Source organism: Haloprofundus salinisoli, assembly GCF_020097815.1.
Lineage (GTDB): Archaea > Halobacteriota > Halobacteria > Halobacteriales > Haloferacaceae > Haloprofundus > Haloprofundus salinisoli.
Genome location: NZ_CP083663.1, coordinates 361,788 through 381,701, shown reverse-complemented (window position 1 = coordinate 381,701; position 19,914 = coordinate 361,788). Strand labels below are relative to the sequence as shown.

Annotated in this window: 22 protein-coding genes and 1 tRNA gene; 10 read left to right on the top strand and 13 right to left on the bottom strand. The window is 60.6% G+C overall.

The genetic code is table 11. From position 1 onward, the window contains the following. Positions 1-30: 30 nt before the first annotated feature. From LAQ73_RS02025 to LAQ73_RS02005, 5 genes are all read left to right on the top strand, one after another. Entirely contained in the window at positions 31-1,053 is a 1,023-nt protein-coding gene (locus LAQ73_RS02025; protein WP_224270699.1) for an NAD(P)/FAD-dependent oxidoreductase, read from the top strand. 115 nt (positions 1,054-1,168) lie between these two features. Then, positions 1,169-2,692, top strand: a complete 1,524-nt coding sequence (locus LAQ73_RS02020; RefSeq protein ID WP_224269591.1) for an HTTM domain-containing protein — start codon at positions 1,169-1,171, stop codon at positions 2,690-2,692. Between the two features lie 183 nt (positions 2,693-2,875). After that, a tRNA-Gly gene (locus LAQ73_RS02015) sits at positions 2,876-2,946 on the top strand. Between the two features lie 126 nt (positions 2,947-3,072). Next, the gene (locus tag LAQ73_RS02010; RefSeq protein ID WP_224269590.1) at positions 3,073-4,182 is read left to right on the top strand and encodes a tyrosine-type recombinase/integrase; all 1,110 of its coding nucleotides are present in this window, start codon (positions 3,073-3,075) and stop codon (positions 4,180-4,182) included. Between the two features lie 341 nt (positions 4,183-4,523). Further along, complete coding sequence (locus tag LAQ73_RS02005) at positions 4,524-5,327, top strand: alpha/beta fold hydrolase (protein ID WP_224269589.1); 804 nt, start codon at positions 4,524-4,526, stop codon at positions 5,325-5,327. Between the two features lie 535 nt (positions 5,328-5,862). Here the strand turns inward: LAQ73_RS02005 and LAQ73_RS17850 are convergent. After that, entirely contained in the window at positions 5,863-6,105 is a 243-nt protein-coding gene (locus LAQ73_RS17850) for a DUF8075 family protein (protein WP_486606355.1), read from the bottom strand. Between the two features lie 143 nt (positions 6,106-6,248). Between LAQ73_RS17850 and LAQ73_RS02000 the strand changes: the two genes are divergently transcribed. Continuing rightward, positions 6,249-6,851: a sulfite oxidase-like oxidoreductase gene (locus tag LAQ73_RS02000; protein WP_224269588.1), complete on the top strand. Its 603-nt coding sequence runs from the start codon at positions 6,249-6,251 to the stop codon at positions 6,849-6,851. A gap of 246 nt (positions 6,852-7,097) precedes the next feature. Then, on the top strand, positions 7,098-8,105 hold the full coding sequence (locus tag LAQ73_RS01995; RefSeq protein ID WP_224269587.1) for an alpha/beta hydrolase: 1,008 nt from the start codon (positions 7,098-7,100) through the stop codon (positions 8,103-8,105). Between the two features lie 620 nt (positions 8,106-8,725). Here LAQ73_RS01995 and LAQ73_RS01990 read toward each other — a convergent pair. The 5 genes from LAQ73_RS01990 to LAQ73_RS01970 all read right to left on the bottom strand — a co-directional run bounded on the left by LAQ73_RS01990 (position 8,726) and on the right by LAQ73_RS01970 (position 12,902). Further along, positions 8,726-9,220, bottom strand: coding sequence for a hypothetical protein (locus tag LAQ73_RS01990; RefSeq protein WP_224269586.1), 495 nt, complete (start codon positions 9,218-9,220; stop codon positions 8,726-8,728). Between the two features lie 289 nt (positions 9,221-9,509). Then, the gene (locus LAQ73_RS01985; protein WP_224269585.1) at positions 9,510-9,683 is read right to left on the bottom strand and encodes a DUF1059 domain-containing protein; all 174 of its coding nucleotides are present in this window, start codon (positions 9,681-9,683) and stop codon (positions 9,510-9,512) included. Positions 9,684-9,834: 151 nt separating this feature from the next. Further along, positions 9,835-10,644, bottom strand: a complete 810-nt coding sequence (locus tag LAQ73_RS01980; protein WP_224269584.1) for a helix-turn-helix transcriptional regulator — start codon at positions 10,642-10,644, stop codon at positions 9,835-9,837. Between the two features lie 108 nt (positions 10,645-10,752). Continuing rightward, positions 10,753-11,766, bottom strand: coding sequence for an alcohol dehydrogenase catalytic domain-containing protein (locus LAQ73_RS01975; RefSeq protein ID WP_224269583.1), 1,014 nt, complete (start codon positions 11,764-11,766; stop codon positions 10,753-10,755). 44 nt (positions 11,767-11,810) lie between these two features. Continuing rightward, positions 11,811-12,902 (bottom strand): glutamate--cysteine ligase family protein, encoded by a 1,092-nt coding sequence (locus tag LAQ73_RS01970; protein WP_224269582.1) that lies wholly within the window; start codon positions 12,900-12,902, stop codon positions 11,811-11,813. 330 nt (positions 12,903-13,232) lie between these two features. Between LAQ73_RS01970 and LAQ73_RS01965 the strand changes: the two genes are divergently transcribed. Then, the gene (locus tag LAQ73_RS01965; protein ID WP_224269581.1) at positions 13,233-13,547 is read left to right on the top strand and encodes a hypothetical protein; all 315 of its coding nucleotides are present in this window, start codon (positions 13,233-13,235) and stop codon (positions 13,545-13,547) included. Between the two features lie 57 nt (positions 13,548-13,604). Here LAQ73_RS01965 and LAQ73_RS01960 read toward each other — a convergent pair whose 3' ends face one another. The 4 genes from LAQ73_RS01960 to LAQ73_RS17845 form a co-directional block, all read right to left on the bottom strand. Further along, positions 13,605-13,847 carry a hypothetical protein gene (locus LAQ73_RS01960; protein ID WP_224269580.1) on the bottom strand — a complete coding sequence of 81 codons (243 nt, stop codon included), beginning with the start codon at positions 13,845-13,847 and terminating at the stop codon, positions 13,605-13,607. 95 nt (positions 13,848-13,942) lie between these two features. Next, entirely contained in the window at positions 13,943-14,338 is a 396-nt protein-coding gene (locus tag LAQ73_RS01955; protein WP_224269579.1) for a methylated-DNA--[protein]-cysteine S-methyltransferase, read from the bottom strand. Positions 14,339-14,431: 93 nt separating this feature from the next. Further along, positions 14,432-15,733, bottom strand: coding sequence for an outer membrane protein assembly factor BamB family protein (locus LAQ73_RS01950; protein ID WP_224269578.1), 1,302 nt, complete (start codon positions 15,731-15,733; stop codon positions 14,432-14,434). Between the two features lie 113 nt (positions 15,734-15,846). Beyond that, complete coding sequence (locus LAQ73_RS17845; RefSeq protein WP_486606354.1) at positions 15,847-16,077, bottom strand: DUF7835 family putative zinc beta-ribbon protein; 231 nt, start codon at positions 16,075-16,077, stop codon at positions 15,847-15,849. 180 nt (positions 16,078-16,257) lie between these two features. Here LAQ73_RS17845 and LAQ73_RS01945 point away from each other — a divergent pair, with 180 nt between their 5' ends. After that, positions 16,258-16,578: a twin-arginine translocase TatA/TatE family subunit gene (locus LAQ73_RS01945; RefSeq protein ID WP_224269577.1), complete on the top strand. Its 321-nt coding sequence runs from the start codon at positions 16,258-16,260 to the stop codon at positions 16,576-16,578. Between the two features lie 5 nt (positions 16,579-16,583). Here the strand turns inward: LAQ73_RS01945 and LAQ73_RS01940 are convergent, their stop codons facing one another. The 3 genes from LAQ73_RS01940 to LAQ73_RS01930 all read right to left on the bottom strand — a co-directional run bounded on the left by LAQ73_RS01940 (position 16,584) and on the right by LAQ73_RS01930 (position 19,380). Beyond that, positions 16,584-17,879, bottom strand: a complete 1,296-nt coding sequence (locus LAQ73_RS01940; RefSeq protein WP_224269576.1) for an MFS transporter — start codon at positions 17,877-17,879, stop codon at positions 16,584-16,586. A gap of 115 nt (positions 17,880-17,994) precedes the next feature. Continuing rightward, entirely contained in the window at positions 17,995-18,822 is an 828-nt protein-coding gene (locus LAQ73_RS01935) for an HD domain-containing protein (protein ID WP_224269575.1), read from the bottom strand. 78 nt (positions 18,823-18,900) lie between these two features. After that, positions 18,901-19,380, bottom strand: coding sequence for a redoxin domain-containing protein (locus LAQ73_RS01930; RefSeq protein ID WP_224269574.1), 480 nt, complete (start codon positions 19,378-19,380; stop codon positions 18,901-18,903). A 224-nt stretch (positions 19,381-19,604) separates the two neighbouring features. On the opposite strand from LAQ73_RS01930, the gene LAQ73_RS01925 reads away from it, so the two are divergent. After that, positions 19,605-19,901, top strand: coding sequence for a Sec-independent protein translocase subunit TatA/TatB (locus tag LAQ73_RS01925; protein WP_224269573.1), 297 nt, complete (start codon positions 19,605-19,607; stop codon positions 19,899-19,901). Positions 19,902-19,914 lie beyond the last annotated feature (13 nt).

The following is a 19,914-nucleotide window of genomic DNA, read 5'->3' as shown; positions in this document are numbered from 1 at the left end:
GCCGACGCGCAAGGCGCGTCGAGCCGCACGATGGAATCGTACGACGTCGTCGTCGTCGGCGGCGGCCCCGCCGGACTCTCGACGGCACTGTACACGACCCGCCTCGGCCACGACACCGCAGTCGTCGACCGGGGCGGCGGCCGCGCCGCGATGATGCTCGACACGCACAACGTCATCGGGGTCACCGAGGAGGTCTCGGGCAACGAGTTCCTCGAAACCGCCCGCGAGCAGATCAAAGAGTACGGCGCGGCGTTTCACCGCGATCTGATAACCGAGGCCGAGCGGACCGACGACGGTCGAATCCGCCTCGTCGGCGACGACGGCGAGTTCCTCGCTCGCCGGGTCGTGCTCGCGACCGGCTTCTCGGACGTCCGACCCGACCCGCCGCTGCCGCGGACCGGCAGGGGTCTGCACTGGTGTCTGCACTGCGACGCCCACATGTTCATCGACCGACCGGTGTTCGTGATGGGCACCGGCGAGAGCGCCGCCCACGTGGCGATGATCATGCTCAACTTCACCGACGAGGTCGACCTGCTGCTGCGCGGCGAGCAGCCGGAGTGGAGCGAGGAGACCGACGAACGTCTGCGCGCGCACCCCGTTGACATCGTCGACGCCGAGATCACCGGCATGGAGAAGGGCGACGACGGCTGGCTCAAGGGGTTCGAGTTCGACGACGGTGAGTTCCGTCAGTACCGCGGCGGCTTCCCGATGTTCGGGTCGAACTACAACACAGACCTCGCCGAAGAGCTGGGCTGTGAGCTCAACGACGACGGCACCATCGCCGTCGACGACCACGGGCGTGCGAGCGTCGAGGGCGTCGTCGCCGTCGGCGACATCACGCCGGGACACAACCAGATTCCCGTCGCCATGGGCGAGGGAGCGAAAGCCGGCATCGGCATCCACTACGACCTGCGGAAATTCCCGCGAAGTCTCGAAGCTATCCGCGAGAACGGTCCCGTCGAACTCGACGAGACGCCGGGGCTCGGCTCCCGCATCCGCGACGCCGCCCGGCCGTTCGAAGAGGCGGGCGAACCACCCGCGGACGACGACTGAGGCGTCGGCTCGACGGCGTCGACTTCTCGGCGGCCCGTCGCGCGCGTCCGGTTCGTTTCGGTCGGGGGATCGATGGGAATGATTGAATACCCCGACCCGTCGTAGCTCCGTGCTGATGAGCGATTCGAGAAGCCCTCCTCCCGCGGCGAGCGTCCGCGCTCGCCTCGCGGCGGCGCTCGCGGCGCGTTTCGGTATCGACACGCGAGCGCTGGCCGTCTTTCGCATCTCGCTCGGCCTGTTGCTGGTCACCGACCTCGCCCTCCGCGCGCGGCACTTGGAAGCGTTCTACACCGACGCCGGCGTGTTCCCGCGGACGCTGTTGTACGAACTGTATCCGACGCTCTCGCAGCTCTCGGTGCACACGCTCTCGGGAGCCGCGTGGGCGCAGGCGCTGTTGTTTCTGCTCGCCGGGCTCTGCGGACTGGCGCTGCTTCTCGGCTACCACACCCGAGTCGCGCTCTTGCTCTCGTTTCTCCTCCTCGTCTCGCTGCACGCGCGCAATCCGGGCGTGCTCAACGGCGGCGACTCCGTGCTCCGTCGTCTCCTGTTTTGGGGGCTGTTCCTCCCGCTCGGAGACCGCTGGTCGCTCGACGCACTCGGGCGTACGAACGCGCCGAGGGAGCGAGTGGCGACTCTCGCCTCCGCGGCGCTGTTGGTTCAGGTCGTGCTCGTCTACGCCGTCAACGCGGCGTTCAAACTCAGAGGCGACCTCTGGCTGGACGGAGTGGCGGTCCGCTACGTGCTGAGTCTCCAGCAGTTCACGATTCTGTTCGGTGACACGTTGGCGCAGTTCCCGACGCTGCTTCACGCGTTCGACCTCCTCTGGCTGGGGTTAGTCCTCGCGTCGCCGCTGCTGCTCGTTCTCACGGGCCGCCTCCGAACCCTGCTCGTTCTGGCGTTCGCCGGGATGCATCTCGGGATGTTGCTGACGATGCGAATCGGGCTGTTCCCGCTCATCTCGCTGACGGCGTTGCTCGTCTTTCTACCGCCGTCGGTGTGGAGCTGGCTGTCCGCTCGGGTTTCGGACCCGCTTGAACGTACTGCGGCACGGCTCGGCATCTCCGCGAGGCTCGCTCGATTCCGTTCGAACTCCGCATCCGCGTCCGGGTCGACACTCGGGTCGCGGGCGGCCGCTCTCCGGCGCTGGTGCGGTCGCGCCGTCCCCGCCGTCGTCGCGGTGTTGCTGGCGCTGATTCTCGTCTGGAACGCCATGGCCGTGGGTCTGGTCTCGCCGCCCGGCGACGGAGAGTCGGCGCTCGACCCGTCGGACAACACGTGGAACATGTTCGCGCCGCACCCGCCGACGGCCGACTGGTGGTACGTCGCCCCCGGCGAACTCGGGTCGGGCGAGCGCGTCGACGCGTACTACCTGTCGCCGCCGGTCGAAAATCGCCCCAGCACGATGGAGATGTATCCGAGTTCCCGCTGGCGGAAGTACATGAGCGACCTGCGTTACGCCGACAACGAGGGCTTGCAGCGCGAGTTCGCGGGATATCTCTGTAGTCGCTGGAATCGGACTAACGACGACGAGCTGGCGACGGTCACGCTCTCGTACGTCGAACAGCCGACGCGATTCGACGGCCCGGAACCGACCGAACAGCACGAACTGTTGGAGTACAACTGTTCGACCGAGGCGTGAGCGATTCGGGGGAATAGTGTCACTCTCTGTCGACTGACGAACGTGAAGAGTAACACCCTTATTCCCGGATGCTGAATCGACGTGTGACGCTACGCTCCACGCGGATTTCGTTCGTGTGAGCGCCGGTGTCTCGACCGAGCGACGCGAGGTCGAGGCTCGTCGCGAACGAGTGGTAGCGAGTGAGCGCCGGTGGTCTAGTGGCAGGACCTGAGCCTTCCAAGCTCATGGCCCGGGTTCAAATCCCGGCCGGCGCATACTGGCCTCTAACCGTCCCTATCCGTCATTCTGGCAGTTCCGGGGTTCCGGGTTATTGTAACGAAGCCCAAACAATCGGGTTCGGGCTGCGGACAATAACCACTGAACAAGAGGAGAACTCCCAAATGCCCGAAAAACACAACGGAATACCCCTTACCACAGGTAAGTTTGAGGCTCAACTCAACGATCGACAGCTCACGTCCTATACTGAACATCGACGTAAATTCATCGAGTGGATGCTCACCTGTGGAAAAGACCCGAAACGCGGAGAAGGATACGCTCCCAGCACCGTGAAATCACGAGCATACCGTCTCGACAACTTCTATCGACTCGTCTGGGACGCAGAAGGACACTACACGGAACACATCACCACCGCTCACGCAAATGCCTGGGTTGAACTCCTGAAAGACACAGACTATTCAGAGACCTACAAAGCATCCTGCGTCAAAGCGCTACTCTCGTTTTTCAATTGGCGAGCCGACCGCACCAACAGTGAGCAAACGTGGGAACCGCCATACCGGTTCAGTAGTAACTCCGCACATCAGCCCCGTGATTATCTGCGGAAGGATGAACGCAGCCGCATCCGTGAAGCAGCATTAGAATTCGGTTCAGTACCGAATTACTACTCGGTGAGTCAGAAGGATCGAAGAGAATGGAACGCGTATCTAGCCCAACGATTCGGAAAGCCAATTCGCGATGTTACTGCCGCTGACTGGCAGGATGCGAACAGCTGGAAAATCCCCTCAATCATCTGGTCTGCCTTGGATGCTGGGCTGCGACCAATCGAAGTTGGACGTGCTCGCGTGACTTGGGTTGATACGACAAATCAGGTTCTTCGGATTCCTAAAGAAGACTCCGCGAAGAACACGGAAAATTGGGAGACTAGCCTGCAGAGTCGGACTGTAATGGCGCTTGAGCGATGGCTTGAGGAACGAGAATTGCATGAAAAGTACGACGATACCGATGCTTTGTGGTTGACGCGGTACGGGAATCCGTACAGCAGCCAGTCGTTGAATCCGTTGTTAGCGAAACTGTGCGATGAGGCAGGAATCGAGTATGCGAATCGTAACTTGACGTGGTATTCGATTCGCCATTCAGTCGGGACGTATATGACGCGTGAGGAGGATCTGAAAGCAGCTGCAACGCAGTTTCGGCACAAAACAACGAGAACGACGGTCAAATACGATCAAGCCCCGGTTGAGGACAGGAGGGACGCACTCAAACGAATGGGCTAAGCGTTCGTTCCAGTTCCTCAATTCATTTATGAGGCCGATGAAAGGTGTGTTCGAGCAACTCTCAAATACTTGGCTCTGCTGAAATAATCGATATCTGATAAGAATTGTGTGCTGAATACAGAGGTTGTATTCAGCAAGAGGCCGATTTTCTGCTGAATAAGTCTCCAAGAGAATCGGAATAATCGATGCTTCGCAATAACACCGGATTCTGGTTAATTTATGTGGGTCATATGGTCAAGTTCGGACTGAAATGGGAATTTTTTTGAGAATAAAATATTTGATTGTCAGTATCTACAGCCAAAATGGTTATACAGGTACATGTAGACTTGACCTTGGTCAGTATGGCCCAAATAGAAGTTGAAGAGGGAGTAGAACTGTTCGTTCAGGACTGGGGATCGGGTACCCCGCTCGTGTTTGTTCATGGGTGGCCACTGAGCCACAGGATGTTCGAATATCAGTACATCCAACTCCCGAGGGAAGACATCCGCTGTATCGGTATCGATCTCCGTGGCTATGGACAGTCCAGTAAACCGTGGAGTGAATACGACTTTGACATGTTCGCTGACGACCTCAAGACGGTTCTCGACGAACTCAATGTCGACGATGTAATACTTGCGGGCTTTTCGATGGGTGGGGGAGTCGTCACCCGGTATATGAGCCGCCATAACGAAGAACACGTGGCAAAATTGGCGTTGCTTGGTGCTGCGAGTCCTATTCTGGCCAAGAAACCCGACTTTCCGGAAGGCGTCGATGGCGCCGCGTTCATGGACCTTGCCGAGGGATGCTACGTGGACCGGGCGAAGGTAAGCAGCGACTTCGCCGATTCGATGTTTCACTCCGCACCGACTCCCGAACTGAAAGATTGGCTCCAGAACATGAGCATGGAATCGTCGCCGCAGGCCATGGCCGATTCGATCGAAGCGGTGGGCGAGATGGATCTTCGTTCCGACCTCTCGGACATCTCCGTTCCGACGCTCATCTGTCACGGTGTCCACGATCAGGCCTGTCCGTTCGAGCTGACGGCAGTGAAGCTTCACGACGGAATCGAAAACACGGAGCTCGTTCGCTTCGAGGAGAGTGGTCATGCACTCTTCTACGAGGAAAAAGAGAAACTCAACAGGGAGTTGATAGAGTTCATCACATAGCTCCAAATAGACGGTGGTCTCGTCGAATATACCTCGTCATTTTTCCATCGGCGTACTCCCGCTTGTCCACCGAAAACAAGAGTATGAGAGAGAGACGCGCGCTCTATTCAGCATGAGCCCTGAGACTTCACATTGATTAGGGATTTCGACAATGCGTCTTACCGTTGACTATTCAACTATATTGAGAACTGAGAAAGTGTTATCGAACCAATGCACCAACTGACTTACCTTCAGTGCATGGGTTGAACTCCTGAAAGACAAAGACTATTCTGAGACCTACAAAGCATTCTGTGTCTGGTCTTTTTCGCCGTACAACTATCTCATGTGCGGGTCAGCAGCCCGGAGGAGGCTTCCAATTATTCTACCGGTACGGAACTGGAGGATTCGGTCTTCTAATTGGTACGATTAGCAGCTGGGTTCCCCAAGGAACGTTCATGGTTTCATTGGCCATCGTCTGTATACTGCAAATCGCTCTAAATACAAAAACAGGTAATTTACCTAACAAGCAACGGGTTCAAAGAATCATTACGCTGGTTCATTTCTGGGTTTTACAGTGGTCTATACAGAGGATGTCGCCAGTATCGGTGTCAAAGCAAAACTCGTCACCAGGCTGTATTTGGTTCCCATCTTCTCCACATCCATCTGCGTGCTGTAAGAAATACTTCCCATCAGTGCGCCCTGTTTCTAAGCGTCCCGCTTGCACCGCGAAGCGGACAAGTCCTTCTCCGATTTCAGTTCGTTCAGTTGAGTCTGACATCTCAATGTGTATGAGGGGCACAAGTATCGCCTCTCTGGTGGTACGGATGCCAAGAAAATAACTTTCTGTCTAAAGGGCTCTACACCCGAAATTCCTCGTTTGACGATTATCTAAACAAATTATCCATACCTGGGTTCTTGTTATTGCATCCCATACTCTGCTGTATGGTAGACCGAGATGTCACTTCACTTCATGAGGAATTCAACGGAGAACGATTACCGCCGGGACAACGTCAGACAGAGAGATTTCCTGTACTCTCAAAGAGCGGTACGCCGTCCTGGGATATGGAAACATGGGAGTTTTCAGTAACAGGTGCAGTCAAGAACGAATTGTCGTATTCTTGGAAAGAATTCAGTGAGCTCCCACAAGAACGACAGCGTCAAGATTTTCACTGTGTGACCGGGTGGAGTAGATTCAATAACGAGTTCTCAGGGGTACCGTTCCCAACAATCGCTCAACAAGCTGATGTTGTTGATGATGCTGTTCATGTACTCTTCAATTCCTTAGACGGCTACTCCACGGATCTTCCGTTATCAGAGTGCATGCGTGCCGAAGTTATCTTCGCACTTGGATTAGATGGACAGCCTCTCCCATCGGAACACGGTGGACCTCTTCGCGTCGTGACGCCCCACAAATATGCGTATAAAGGGGCGAAGTGGGTTACGAACATTACTTTCCTAACCGAACAGAAGCGGGGATACTGGGAGAAACGCGGATACTCCTCGGCTGCAAACCCGTGGAAAGAAGAACGATATAGTACCTTTTGATTTGATGGGTTGAAAGAAGGAAAACATCACAAACGACTGCTAAAATTCGTTAATATGGGCCCTTCAGTTCAAAAATTTTGATTATTTGTGTCAATATATGGACTACAAAGAGGACTGACTGCAGAAACCACAAAAAAAAGTTATCTGTGACACCGGTGATATGTGCTTGACAGAGTCAACCAGAGTAACCGAGTTTCGGAGAACCCGGCCATTGATTGACTTGAGTCTCAACCAGCCAGAACCATGATGCAGATTGATTACACTCAACCAGAGATTGATTCCAGTGAGCTTCGAGCTGAAACCCTTGATTCAGACGCACGAACCCTGTTAGACGCACTGAAGGACGCGGACGCGCCCGACCTCACGCAGTTATCGCCTGAACAAGCCCGAGTACTTCTCGGCGACCTGTTTACTCCAAACGTCGAACCCGAATCGGTTGAGTCAGTCGACGAACAGAAAATCCCGGCATACGGACGTGACATCCGGGTGCGAATCTACGACCCAGATCCGGGACAAACCCTCCCCGCCGTCGTCTACTTCCACGGCGGCGGCTGGGTCGTTGGAAACCTCAACACCCACGACAAGGTGGCCCGCGCGCTGGCAAATAAGGGCGAGTGCGTCGTCGTCTCTGTTGACTACCGAAAAGCGCCAGAGCATCCGTTCCCCGCTGCCGTGGAGGATGCTTACCTTGCGACGAAATGGACTGCTGACAACGCTGAGGAACTTGGTGGGGGCGCGGGGCTAGCTGTCGCCGGTGAGAGTGCTGGAGCAACTCTCGCAACTGTAGTCGCACAGATGGCCGTCGACAAAGACCTTGGCGCGCCTAAGATCGATCATCAACTGCTATTCTATCCGGTGACGAATCACGGATTCGACACTCTCTCGTACGAGCTGAACGCTGATAATTACTTTCTGACGACTCGAGGAATGGTCTGGTTCTGGAACCACTATCTCCGAGACGACATTGATGGGGCAAACCTTCGGGCATCCCCGCTACGGGCTCCCGAGCGAGTTCTTGCCGAGCTTCCACCAGTAACCCTGTACTCCACCGGTTATGATCCGCTTCGGACTGAACAATTCGCGTACGGAAGGGCGCTTGCCGATGCAGGTGTCCCTGTCGATCACACTCATTACGAAGATATGATTCACGACTTCGCAAACATGAGTCAACTTGCGGATCCCTTCACTGCGATTGAAGCAGCAAACGATGTACATGAACGCGCCGGTAAAGCGCTTCGAGAGGCGTTCGAATAGATGAGTTTTGTCACACAATCCAAAGGAGACCAATCGATAACCTCGAACTCAAAAACCAAGTGGCCTCATTTAATCCCATCACTCAGAGATAGGATCTGAATCGGAAACAGAAACTGGCGTTCGCTCGTTTTCGTTTGATTGAGTCGGTCTAAGCACGAGGCTTATTGGGCGGGTATATAAGTAGCTGGTTGATGTTATCACATGTGACTCAGGGATGTGCCAGTTCCGATAAATGAGGGGTGGAGCGGCGGTCTCCGAGGTGTGTCTGTGAGTGGTGGGCTTATTCGCCCATGAGGTTCACAAATAGGTTGGTTCACACACTTATCATTCCATTGGACCTTCCAAGCTCATGGCCCGGGTTCAAATCCCGGCCGGCGCACTTCCTCGATTCTACTATCCGAGCGGCGAGTTTCATCTCGCCGCGAGGCTCTGAAGCGGTGACTGCGTCTCTGAGGGATTTGAAGCACGGAACGAGCGAACGGAGCGAGCGAAGTTCAGGCGGTTCAAATCCCGGCCGGCGCACTCCCTTCGGTCGTACGCCGCCCGACCCTCGCAGACCTGCGGTCTGCTCGGTCGCGACCGGCGCATTTTCTCGACCGTCGAAGCTCCACCACGGAGTCCTACGACCGCATGCCCAGGTACGCCAACACCGCACCGACGACGAAGACGACGGTCGCGAGGTAAATCGGGCCGAGATGCGTAATCCAGTCGTGCTCGAACGCACCCGGTGTGTAGTGCATCGGCAGTGCGAGGACGAGTCCGACGACGGCCGCGACGATGGCCGTCGCCCACGCCCACGTGAGTCGCTGCCGCACCCCGAACCACGAGAGGCTGGTCACGGCGATGCCCGTCGAGATGATGAACGCCGCGGTGGCGACGTGCAGGTGGCTGATGTAATGTGCGACCGTCGGGTCGAGCTCGGCTTTCGTGAAGCCGCCCACCGTCTCGACGCCGAGTTCGAAGCCGCTGCCGACGAAGTTCATGAAGAGGAAGACGACGCCGTAACCGACGAACGCGACGCCCGAAAGCGCCATCAACAGCGCCCCGTTGCGCAGTCTCGTTTCGTGTTCGATCTGTTCTTGCTGTTCGCTTGTTACCGGTTGTTTTGTTGCCATCGTTGTCACCTGCGTCGATGGCCGGTGGACGAACGCGGGTTTCGACACCTCCGAGGGACGCCGAGCGTCGGACGTCCATCCCCCTGCCGAGAGAGAAGACGAACCCGGCGGATAGGTAGCTAACTCGTGCCGTTCGGGCAGTCGGCGTCCTCGCGGCAGCGTCTGCACGCCGTGCAGCGGCCGACGCCCGTTCAGTCGTCGACGGTGCGCGAGACGTCGACCGTGTACGGGACTCCTCGGGACGCGTAGACGGAAAAATCGCCGCGTGAGCGACGGATCGATAAAGCGCTCAGACGACCTGTAGATGCTCCGTTCGGAGTTCCTCGTCGTTGTACTCTCTGCCGTGGACGTTCTGCATGTGCCGCCTCGCCAGTTCTATCGCTTCCGCCTCGTCTTCCGACTGAACGATGAATCGGCAGTCCGCGGCGGCCGACTCGCAGTCAAGTTTGTGTGCGCGTGTCATAGCTGTCGTCACCTCTCGCCGGGGGAGTACACGACCGGCGCAGAGAGATAGCTACCGGTTGCCGGTCGGGCAACGACTGACCGCCGCGCGGCGACTGTCCGGTAGTCGCCCGGCGGCGACGCTCGGAGACGAGACGGGGCGTGTCGATGACTCACTCCGGAACCGTCTCGCGACGGAGCGGCCGACTCTCGCGGCGGTACGACTCGTACACGACCTCCGCCCACTCGCGCGCCTCCACGGTCTCGGAGTCTATCAACACTCGAACCGTTCCACTGTCGTGGTTGTAGCCGCAGACGCCCACTCGGTGGTCGAAGAGACAGACGCCGTACGGCGGGAGAGCGTCGTGTATTCTCACGCTGAGATTGCCGCTTTCGAGCGGTCCCGAACAGTGGTCCGGGTACGTTTCGAGGATGTGCTGGGCGACGTTCGGCGGATCGATTATCTCCGCGCGCATCCCGTCGAGAATCCACTCTCGGAACTCGTCCTTGCAGGGTTCGATCAGGGAGATATTGACGCCGACGAACCGAAACTGGTCGGTCTCTCGGAGCAGCGAGACGAACCGGTTCACCGGTCGATACGGGTTGTCCGACTCGGCGACGGTGACGACGGCGTCTACGCAGGTGTCGACCCCGAAGTCGCTCTCCTCGCCCGGAAGCCAGTGCCAGAGGTCGCGAAGCTTTCGCTCCGTCTCGATCTGTTCGACGAGCGTCTCGACTGCCGAGGCGACGAACACGCCGAGTTCCGTCGCCTCGTACCGGAAGCCGTTTCTGTGTACCCAGTTTCGCGCCTCGAACTCGCGGAGCGTCCGTCGAACGGTCGAGGCCGAGACGTCCGAGAGTTCACGTAGATTGGCCCCGCTCTGCGGACGGGTTGCGAGCGCCACCAGCATAGGTACGCGGTGATGTGAGCGCGCGAGGTAGCTGATGTCGTCGAGCGCACCTTGTGTGGTATTATGTATCACGGTACTAGTACACGTGGGGGATACTATAGCTATTCGTCTCCGAGACGACACATTCGCCGCCGTCACACTCGTCTGTGTGATCGAGCAGGGTCTTCGTGGTCTTCGCGTTCACACCGTCACGACGATTTTCCCCACGTGGTCGCGTTCGGCCATCGCGGCAAACGCCGCGCCCGTCTCTTCGAGCGGATACGTCTCGTGTACCTCCGGCGAGAGCGAGCCGTCGGCGACGAGGTCGACCAGTCGTTCGAGGTCCAACTGCGTTCCCATCGTGCTGCCGATGACGCGCTTGTGTCCGAGAAACAGGTCGGGAACGTCGATCTCGGAGCGACTGCCCGCGGTCCGCCCGCAGACGACCATCCGGCCCCCGCGACGGAGGAGCTCCAACCCGAGTTCGGTGTACGACCCGCCGAGGTGGTTGAGCACGGCGTCCGGCGTCCCGATATCTCGAACGGCGGGCCGAAGCTCCTCTACGTCGGTTCCCTCAACGGCATAATCGAGTCCCAACGCCGACAACTGGTCGAGCTTCGTCGCCGAGGAGGACGTGCCGACCGTTCGTGCGCCGAGCACGTCCGCCAGTTGCACGCTTGCGACGCCGACGCCGCCGGTCGCCCCCGGAACGAACAGCAGGTCGCCGGGCCCGACCTCGGCGCGCCGCAGCATGTGGAAGGCGGTCATGTAGGCGGTCGGCAACGCCGCCGCGGTGGTCACGTCGACGGAATCGGGGAGTGCGACGAGGCGGTCCGCCGTCACGAGCGCGGATTCAGCGAGGCCGCCGTGGTACAGCGAGAAGTTCTCGCAGAGGTTCTCGGGACCGTCCCGGCAGAATCGACAGGTTCCGCACGTCTCGTTCGGACAGAGGACGACTCGGTCGCCCGGCTCGACCGCACTCACGTCGTCGCCGACGGACGCTACGACGCCGGCGACGTCGAGACCGCTGACGAACGGAAGATCGCCGGTATCGACCATCGCGGAGTCACCTTCGAGAATCCAGAGGTCGTGGCGGTTGATGGCGCACGCTTCGACGTCGACGACCGCTTCTCCGGGCCCCGGTTCCGGTGTCGGTTCGTCGACGATGCTCACGCCCTCGGGACCGACGAGTTCGGTGAATGCTGCGGTGTGCATGTGCGAGAGGTTCGGCCGTCGGGCCAATAGGCGTATCGCGGCGGTTACCGTCCGCTCCGCCGTTGGTCTTCGAGCAGGTCGTTCACGTCTCGCTTCAGCAGCTCCCCGTACCGAAGGCGCAGTTCGCGGGCCTCGGCGGGGGAGATCGACTCGCGCTGGCCGATCTTTCGCGAGAGCGGGGCGTATCCGCCGACGTCGAACCCCATCCGCTGGAGATAGCCGGCGACGTCGGGCGAGTCGAGACCGTCGTGTATGGCTTCGTCGGTGTAGTCGCGAACGGTCTCGATTTCGGGAAGTACGATGCCGTCGTCCGCTACCGAACCCGAGCTCCCGTCGATGCGGACGTTAGTGTGGTGAAGCCGCTCCATCACGTCGCCGGTCTCCTCGGCCAGACGGAGAATCTGGCTCGGGAGCGTCGCGTCGGGCGAACGCCACTCGACGGTCGGCATCGCGTCGCGCAATCGCACCGGCGTCCACACGACGGTGTCGTGCGAGAAGTTCTCTTCGACGGTTTTCGCCTCGACGCCCGCTCTGAGCGCCGCCGCTTTGAACTCGTCGAACCGCCGTTCGAGACGCCGTTCCCACTGGCCGACCGTCTCGACGTAGTCCCAGAGCTGACCGTGTTTCGGGAACTGCTCGTAGCTCTTCTTTCGGTAGAGGTAGGCGCGGGCGCTGTCGGCGACGCGTTCGCCCCGATAGTACGACGACGAGTTGAGCAGCGCGAGCGCCGGATCGAGGCCGATGAGCACGTTGAGTTGGTCCGTGACGTTCCGCTTTTCGAAGTGAAGGTGGGTGCCGGCGCAGTGTTTCGCGTAGTCGAAGTTCTCGCCCATGACGCGCTTCTGTACCCATCCGCGCTCGCTGGGCAGCCGCTCGATGGAGTCGCCGTCTAACGGGGTCCCGAGCGGGACGAGCGCCTTGTCGAGTTCGTCGGCTCTCTCGAGGAGTTCGTCCAGTTGGTCGACGAACGTCGCTCGGAGGTCGGCGTACGTCTCGCACGGCGGTGTTTTCAGCTCTATGAGCGGCTCGACAAACTCCTCTTCGACGTACTCGGAGACGTCGGTGAGCGGGCCGGGCGTCGTGAGCTCGCCGTTTCGGTCGACCGTCCAGTACTCTACCTCGATGCTTTGTTGCATACGTTGATCAGCTCTCGTATCCGGTCGAAATCTGCTCGACGCTACTCCGGTTGCTGCGGCTAAAATGCGGTACTCGAGCGGGTTGAGTAATTGCTAGGTCGTAGGCGTGTGTACTTCTTTTTAGGATAAATAGCTACTGGCGGCACGCACGTGCACCGTTCGACCGCCGTTACGCGTCCGAGATTTCGGGTTCGGATGCGGCCGGAGGCGAACTCTCTGTCGACGAACTGCTTCGAGACGACAACCCCCGACGCGTCCGGGGTCCGCACACTCGTATGGATAGACCGTTCCGTACCTTCTCGTCGCTGCGCCGCATACCTCCCTCGCCCTATGAACAACAACGGTCAACCCACGTGCGACATCTGCGGCGGCGACCTCGCCGAGGAGGATCCGGTCGTCGAACTCCGACTCGGCGACTTCACCACCCAGCAGCGGTTCTTCTCGGTGTCGCACGAACTCGACGGCGACATCTACGGCGCGTTCGTCCACCTCTCCTGTATCGACGCGCCCCGGGACACCGACCGCGGGCAGACCCTCCGGCGGATTCTCGACACCATCGGCGTCCGCGACGCCTCTCTCACCCTTCCGAGCGCCGACGACCCGTTCAGCGAACCGGAGCTGCCCGAAGCCTCCGAAAACGACTAATCGCAAAAAACAGTCGAGTCGACGGGTTCGACGCCGGGTCGACGGACGCAGCCTCGGTTACGGCGAGCGCCGGAGTCGGACGCGCCCCTCGTCGTAGGAGTCGATGTGTTCGGTACGCAGTTCGTTGGAGTTGTCGTCACCCCACCCGAGGAGGTCCTTTACCTTATCTGTGAGGCTGGCGTTGTCGTCGCGGTCGACGGTCGCACGGTCGCCGTTCACCTCGTGTATCGTCCCGACTTCGGTTCCCTCGGCGGTCACGACACGTTTGTTCCGGTCGTCGTCGGTGAAATCTCGAACCATTGCAATTCAACAATCGTTACGTTTACAGAGGTAGCTGGTGCTTGTATCTACCAGCACGCGGACGGCGTCAGTCGTTCTCGGAGCGCCCGACGGAGTCACCAGTTTGTCCGCTCGTGGACGAGGAGGCGACGTTTCAGTCGGAGTCCCTGTTCGCCACCGGCGGAGTAGCCGCCGAGCGTGTCCGCGCCGACGACGCGATGACACGGTACGACGATAGGGAGCGGATTCCGTCCGCACGCTTGGCCGACGGCGACAGCCGCGCTGTCGAGCTCCGCCGCGAGCTGCCCGTAGGTGCGTGTCTCTCCGTACGGAATCTCGGCCATCGCTCGCATCACCGCGCCGGTAAAACCGGCGAGTCGCGGCAGTTCGAGGTCGAACGTCCGTCGGTCACCGGATTCGTAGGCGGCGACCTGTCGGCGGAGTTCGTCCGGTGAAATCGAAACGACCGTCTCGTCCAGCGCGACGGTGGTTCCGAACAGTTCTACGTCCATGGGTGCCGGGTCGTGCGAGCGCGCGGGAGATAACTGATGCGGCTCACGTCGAGACGAGATGTGGTCTGCGCCGGTGTCGTCCGCAATCACCGGTTACGACACCGACGACGAGGGAGACGTTCCCGAGAGTGCGTACACCGACCCGCCGAGCGCCGCGACGTAGAGGCTTCCGTCGACGGCGACGGGGCTACTGAGCACGTTGCCGTCCGTCTCGAAGCGCCAGCGTCGCTCGCCGCTGTCGGCGTCGACGGCGTGGACGCTCTCACTCGAACTACCGACGTAGACGGTGTCGCCGACGACGGTCGGGCTGCTTCTGACGAACCCGCCGGTCGGGTACCGCCAGCGCCTCCGCCCGGTCATCACGTCGAGCGCGTACAGGCCGCCGTCGTCGCTGCCGACGTAGACGACGCCGTCGGCGACGCTCGGACTGCTCTGTACGCCTCTCCGGGTGACGTGCTGCCAGCGCTGGTCGCCGGTCTCGGCGTCGATCGCGTAGACGTTGGTGTCGTTGCTGCCGACGAAGACGGTGCCGTCGGCGACGCTCGGACTGCTCCGAACGACGTCTTCGGTGTCGAACTGCCACTGGATCTCGCCGGTGTCGATGTCGAACGCGTACACGGACCCCGTCGACCCGCCGACGTAGACGGACGTCTCGTCGACGGCGGGCGTTCCGTCGACGTACCCGTCGACTCGGGCGGCCCACTCCATGTCACCGGTTTCGGCGTCGAGCGCGTACACCGCTCCCCGCGAGTCGACGATGGACGTCTCGGCACTGCCGACGTAGACGGTGCCGTCGACGACGGTCGGACTGCTCGGCGACCGACCTTTGGTCGCCCGTCCGAGGGTGTTTATCGTCTCGAACGACCACTGTTGGCTCCCGTCCTCGGCGTCTATCGCGTATATCGGCTGCTTCCCCGTCGACGCGCCCGCGTAGACGGTGCCGTCGACGACGGCCGGACTCCGAGCGAGGACCTTTCCGGACTCGAACTGCCAGCGCTGGTCGCCGCTCTCGGCGTCTTTCGCGTACAGTTGTCCGTCGTTGGCACCGATGTAGATGGTGTCGTCGACGACGGCCGGACTCGACAGAATCCCGCTGACGTCCTGTCCGAAAATCTGTCTCGACCCGGGTGTGAACTGCCAGCGGACGGTCACTCCTTCGGACGGTCCGATGCCGTCCATCTGGTAGCCGGTGTTCGCGGCGTCGCTCTGAAACATCGGCCACGCGCCGGGTTGTAGCTGTGTTCCCACCTGCTGCGTGAACTCGCCGTCACCCTCTGAGTGGGCGGCTTCGCGGGCGGAGACGCGTGAGGGCCGAGAGAGGGCGAACGGACCACCGATACCGACTGTACCGCTGGCGGCGAGAAACCGTCGACGGGATAGCTCTGGGTGCGACACGATACGACGAGATAGTTCGTCTCAAACTGTAACTGTTTTTTACGCCGAAGTGGAGTGTATGAAGGTACAGAAATTCCGCGGAACCGAACTGCAGTCGGCGTGGAGACGGACGGTCAGCGTCGGAGTCGTTCCGTGACGGCACCACAACTGAGACACGTCGTGGTCCGACACGGAACTCGTGCGAACTTTCGGTTTTCCGGGTTCGTCTGCTGTTCGTCGCTCGTCGAGACGATACTCACTTCGACTTTGTGTTCCGTCTCCCGTCCGCAGTCAGCGCAGTGCTCCGTCAGCGTGTAATCGTCGCTCGGTTCTGTTGGTACGCTCTCTGGGTTTACTTCCTCCATCGATATACCGTGTTCCACCAGCACAGCGACTGCTGTACCGGTCCGTATCTCACATTCCTTCCGGGAAGGAAGATTGCCTGTAGTAACAAGGCCTTCATATACTACCGCGGCGTTCTGACCGTCCGGTCGATGGGAGCCACGGCGAGTTTATGCCGGTGTACGACGTCTCTACTCATCGAAATGGCGTTTGTACTCTTCGGTGGGTTGCCGGGCGGTCCCGAGTTGCTCATCATCCTCCTCATCATCGTCCTGCTGTTCGGGGCGAACAAACTCCCGGAGCTCGCGCGCTCGACCGGTCAAGCGATGGGCGAGTTCCAACGCGGGCGCGAAGAGATCGAACGGGAACTCCACCAATCGTCGGCAGCGTCGACTACGCCCACCGCGACGGGAGGGCCGGCCGCGTCCTCCGCGGAGTCCGAACGCGACGACGTCGAAACGGAAGCCGAGGCCGATTCGGAAGCCGAGCCCGACTCCGACACCGATTCCCGTCCGACGAACTGACCGCGTCAGTCACCGGGAACGGCGCTCACCGTCTCGGTCGGCTTCATCCGACGGTACGTGAGAACGAACACGCCCGTCGCAAAGACGATGAACCCGGCGGCGAACAGAAACGCCGCCGTCGTAGAGACGAAATCCTTGACGAACCCGACCATCACCGGACCCGCGACCTGTCCGATTTTCCACGAGATAGAGCGAAGCGACATGCTGCTGGCGACGGAGTCGAACCGTTCGCCTTCCTCGACGAAGAGCGCCATGCTCGCCGGCAGGCGGAGACTGTCGGCGACGCCGAGTATCGCGTAGGCTGCGAACAGCGAGAAGAACGCGCCGCCGAGCGTCAGGGTTCCCTCGAACGTCTCCACGGACATCGGTTCGAGCGTCCCCTCGGCGACGAGTGCAAACGGGATGAACGCCGTTCCGAGACCGTAGACGAGCGCTCCCGCCGCGACGAAGTACGGTTTGCGGCCGATACGGTCGGTCAGGTCGCCGACGTAGCCTTGCGACATCGACTTGGTGAGCTTGCCGCCCGCGAGAATCCACCCGACGGCGAACTCCGAGATACCGAACTCGCGGATCGCGAAGATGGGAAGAAAGATGATGACCGCCATCTTGCCGACGCTGAACGAGAGCCGGAAGAAGACGAGCGCCCGAATCAGCGGTCGGTTCAGCAGAGCACCGAACGTCTCAACGCTCGTCGCGTCCTCGGGGTCTTTCCGGCCGCCGGGGTTCGACCGGAGGTTGAAGAACACGAGCACGAACGCGGCGATGGTCACCGCGCTCAACACGAGATACGTGTCGCTGAACCCGCGCGTGTACAGCAGATAGCCGCCGACGACGTCGCCGAACAGACTGGAGAGCGCCGCGACCTGGTTGTACGACCCGAGCCACCGACCGCTCTCGTCGTCGGGGCTTATCTCGCCGACGACCGTCGACCCCGTAATCCAGAGCAGACTCGCGCCGATTCCCTGTAGCATCCGAACGAGGATGACGTGGACGGCGTTGTCGACGAGCACGAACGCCCCGAAGACGACGACGTTCAGCGCCAGTCCGGCGAGTAAGTAGTGTTTCGCGTTCCCGGTGTCGATTTTCCGGCCCAGTGGGAGGACGATGAGCAGTTGGACGAACGCAAAGGCGGTCCCGAACAGCCCCTCGACGACTCCGGTCGTGTCGTACAGCTCGGCGTACAGCGCCAGCGCGATGATGACCGTCGAGTACGCCTGACTACGGGCGAACGCCGTTCCGGCGAGGGCGGCGAACTCCCGGTTTTTGAGCAGCGCCAGCGACTGGCCCGGAACCGAAACCACGGTTACGATTCGAAATGACGAGGAGACGGATAAATGACCGCATACCGGACGCGTTAGCGGCTAGTTCGCACGGTAAACGACCGTGATAGACGCGTTTGACGAATTTCTGCTGGGCTCAGAGTTCGATGCGTTCGACGAGTTGGTCGTCGGCTTTCGTGTTCACAGCGACGATACGAATGTCGTTCTCCAGTCGGGAGTTCTGCATCTTCGCCTTCAGTAGGTTGTCGACCTGGTAAACACCCGCCGCGTTTATCATCTCGATCTCGACGAGAACGGGCACGTCGCCACCCTCCTCGAGCGCGACACTGCTGATTGCCTGGCTAGAGAGCGTGTTGATGCCGCGGCCACCCTTCTCGTAGGGGATGCGCGACCGGCCGCGTTCCATGTCGAGCGCGTCTGCGATGCGGATGACGCCCGCTTCGTGGGTCAGCGGGTCCTCCTCGGTGTGGTGACAGAGGATGGCGTGGAGCACCTCGGCCTTCATCCGGACGACGCTCGGCGTCTCGTAGAACTGCGGGAGGAAGCGGTCGAGGAGGTCCGCCGCGAGCGGAATCGAGTAGTAGGCGTGTTCGTCGCGGTGGACGATGTGGCCGATGTCGTGCAGCGTCGCCGCGAGCGCCACGATGACGGGTTCGTCCGCCTCGTCGAGTCCCTGCTGGCGCGCGCCGTTGAACCCGACGCCGCCGCGTTTGAGCAGGTCGTACAGGCGCAGCGCGCGGTTGCGGACGATTTCGATGTGCTTCGTCCCGTGGTCGTTGTACCCCTTCCGCGTGACTGCGTTGACGTTCTGCGCCTCCAGATACGTCGTCACTTCCGGGTCGTCAAGCAGCTCGGGAAGGATCTCGTTCAGTTTCTCGTCGGGGTAGGCGTGGTCGGCTTCCGGGTCGTACTCCCGTCCCCCGTCGGTCGTGTCTTTGGGGTCGACGCTCGCGTCACTACTCATGTCCGACCCAACGCTCGGGAGCGGAAAAGAACTTACTTTCGGTGTGCCGCCTCATCGCACAGAGGGAGGGCCGTGAACTCAGTCGGCGGCGTCGGCCGCGGCGGTCTGAATCTCCTCGTAGTTCGGTTCGATGCCGGGGTCGTCGCTGACCCACTTGTACGTCACCGTTCTCTCCTCGTCGACGACGAACACGGCGCGTTTGGCGACGTTTTCGACGCCGAGAGAGGCGAAGTCCATGGAGACGTCGTAGCGGTCGATGAGCGTGCGGTTCGTATCGCTCAAAAGCGGGAAGTTCAGGTCGTTCTGTCGACGGAACTCGTTGAGCGCGAAGGGCGTGTCAATGCTGACACCGTAAACGTGCGCGTCGACGGAGTCGAAGGCGTCGATCCGGTCGCGGAAGGTGTTCATCTCGCTCGTACACGTGCCCGTGAACGCCGCTGGGAAGAACACAAACACCAGCGGTGTCTCGTCGAGTCGCTCCGAGAGCGTGAACGAACTCACGTCGCCGTCGGCCAGCGGGACGGTGAACTCCGGGGCGTCGTCTCCTACGTCGACCATAGTCGCCGAAAGTAACAGAGGCGGATGAGGGTTGCGCTTGAGGTACCGTTTGGGCTATCGAAGAGGTCGACACCGCGCCGGCGGCGCGCCGCCCCGGGCTGCGGCGTCGCAATCGACGCCGTCCGGGTCCCAAACGCCATCGTGCGGCGGATTTCTGTCACCGAACGGGCTGGATTTCCTGAGCAAAAAGCCTATAACTGCTACAGAGTTAAGCAGGAGTAGAGATGTTCGACACCGCAATACCACTGTTCGGGGCGCTTCCGGGGGGGCCCGAAATGCTCATCATCCTCCTCATCATCGTCCTGCTGTTCGGCGCGAACAAGCTGCCGAAGCTCGCGCGCTCGACCGGCCAGGCAATGGGGGAGTTCAAAAAAGGACGCGAAGAGATCGAGGAGGAACTGCAGGAGATGGACGGTTCCTCCGACGACTCGACCGAGGGGACGACGTCGGCCTCCTCGCCGTCTACGTCGACCACGTCGACGCAGACGAACAACGAAGCGACCGAGCAGAGCAGCAACTAACCTCCTGCCCGCC

What these genes read in the sequence shown, in the direction of transcription:
- LAQ73_RS02025 (WP_224270699.1), top strand. Translation starts at nt 31, where the DNA reads ATGGAATCGTACGACGTCGTCGTCGTCGGCGGCGGCCCCGCCGGACTC.
- LAQ73_RS02020 (WP_224269591.1), top strand. Translation starts at nt 1,169, where the DNA reads ATGAGCGATTCGAGAAGCCCTCCTCCCGCGGCGAGCGTCCGCGCTCGC.
- LAQ73_RS02010 (WP_224269590.1), top strand. Translation starts at nt 3,073, where the DNA reads ATGCCCGAAAAACACAACGGAATACCCCTTACCACAGGTAAGTTTGAG.
- LAQ73_RS02005 (WP_224269589.1), top strand. Translation starts at nt 4,524, where the DNA reads ATGGCCCAAATAGAAGTTGAAGAGGGAGTAGAACTGTTCGTTCAGGAC.
- LAQ73_RS02000 (WP_224269588.1), top strand. Translation starts at nt 6,249, where the DNA reads ATGGTAGACCGAGATGTCACTTCACTTCATGAGGAATTCAACGGAGAA.
- LAQ73_RS01995 (WP_224269587.1), top strand. Translation starts at nt 7,098, where the DNA reads ATGCAGATTGATTACACTCAACCAGAGATTGATTCCAGTGAGCTTCGA.
- LAQ73_RS01990 (WP_224269586.1), bottom strand. Translation starts at nt 9,220, where the DNA reads ATGGCAACAAAACAACCGGTAACAAGCGAACAGCAAGAACAGATCGAA.
- LAQ73_RS01985 (WP_224269585.1), bottom strand. Translation starts at nt 9,683, where the DNA reads ATGACACGCGCACACAAACTTGACTGCGAGTCGGCCGCCGCGGACTGC.
- LAQ73_RS01975 (WP_224269583.1), bottom strand. Translation starts at nt 11,766, where the DNA reads ATGCACACCGCAGCATTCACCGAACTCGTCGGTCCCGAGGGCGTGAGC.
- LAQ73_RS01970 (WP_224269582.1), bottom strand. Translation starts at nt 12,902, where the DNA reads ATGCAACAAAGCATCGAGGTAGAGTACTGGACGGTCGACCGAAACGGC.
- LAQ73_RS01965 (WP_224269581.1), top strand. Translation starts at nt 13,233, where the DNA reads ATGAACAACAACGGTCAACCCACGTGCGACATCTGCGGCGGCGACCTC.
- LAQ73_RS01960 (WP_224269580.1), bottom strand. Translation starts at nt 13,847, where the DNA reads ATGGTTCGAGATTTCACCGACGACGACCGGAACAAACGTGTCGTGACC.
- LAQ73_RS01955 (WP_224269579.1), bottom strand. Translation starts at nt 14,338, where the DNA reads ATGGACGTAGAACTGTTCGGAACCACCGTCGCGCTGGACGAGACGGTC.
- LAQ73_RS17845 (WP_486606354.1), bottom strand. Translation starts at nt 16,077, where the DNA reads ATGGAGGAAGTAAACCCAGAGAGCGTACCAACAGAACCGAGCGACGAT.
- LAQ73_RS01945 (WP_224269577.1), top strand. Translation starts at nt 16,258, where the DNA reads ATGGCGTTTGTACTCTTCGGTGGGTTGCCGGGCGGTCCCGAGTTGCTC.
- LAQ73_RS01935 (WP_224269575.1), bottom strand. Translation starts at nt 18,822, where the DNA reads ATGAGTAGTGACGCGAGCGTCGACCCCAAAGACACGACCGACGGGGGA.
- LAQ73_RS01930 (WP_224269574.1), bottom strand. Translation starts at nt 19,380, where the DNA reads ATGGTCGACGTAGGAGACGACGCCCCGGAGTTCACCGTCCCGCTGGCC.
- LAQ73_RS01925 (WP_224269573.1), top strand. Translation starts at nt 19,605, where the DNA reads ATGTTCGACACCGCAATACCACTGTTCGGGGCGCTTCCGGGGGGGCCC.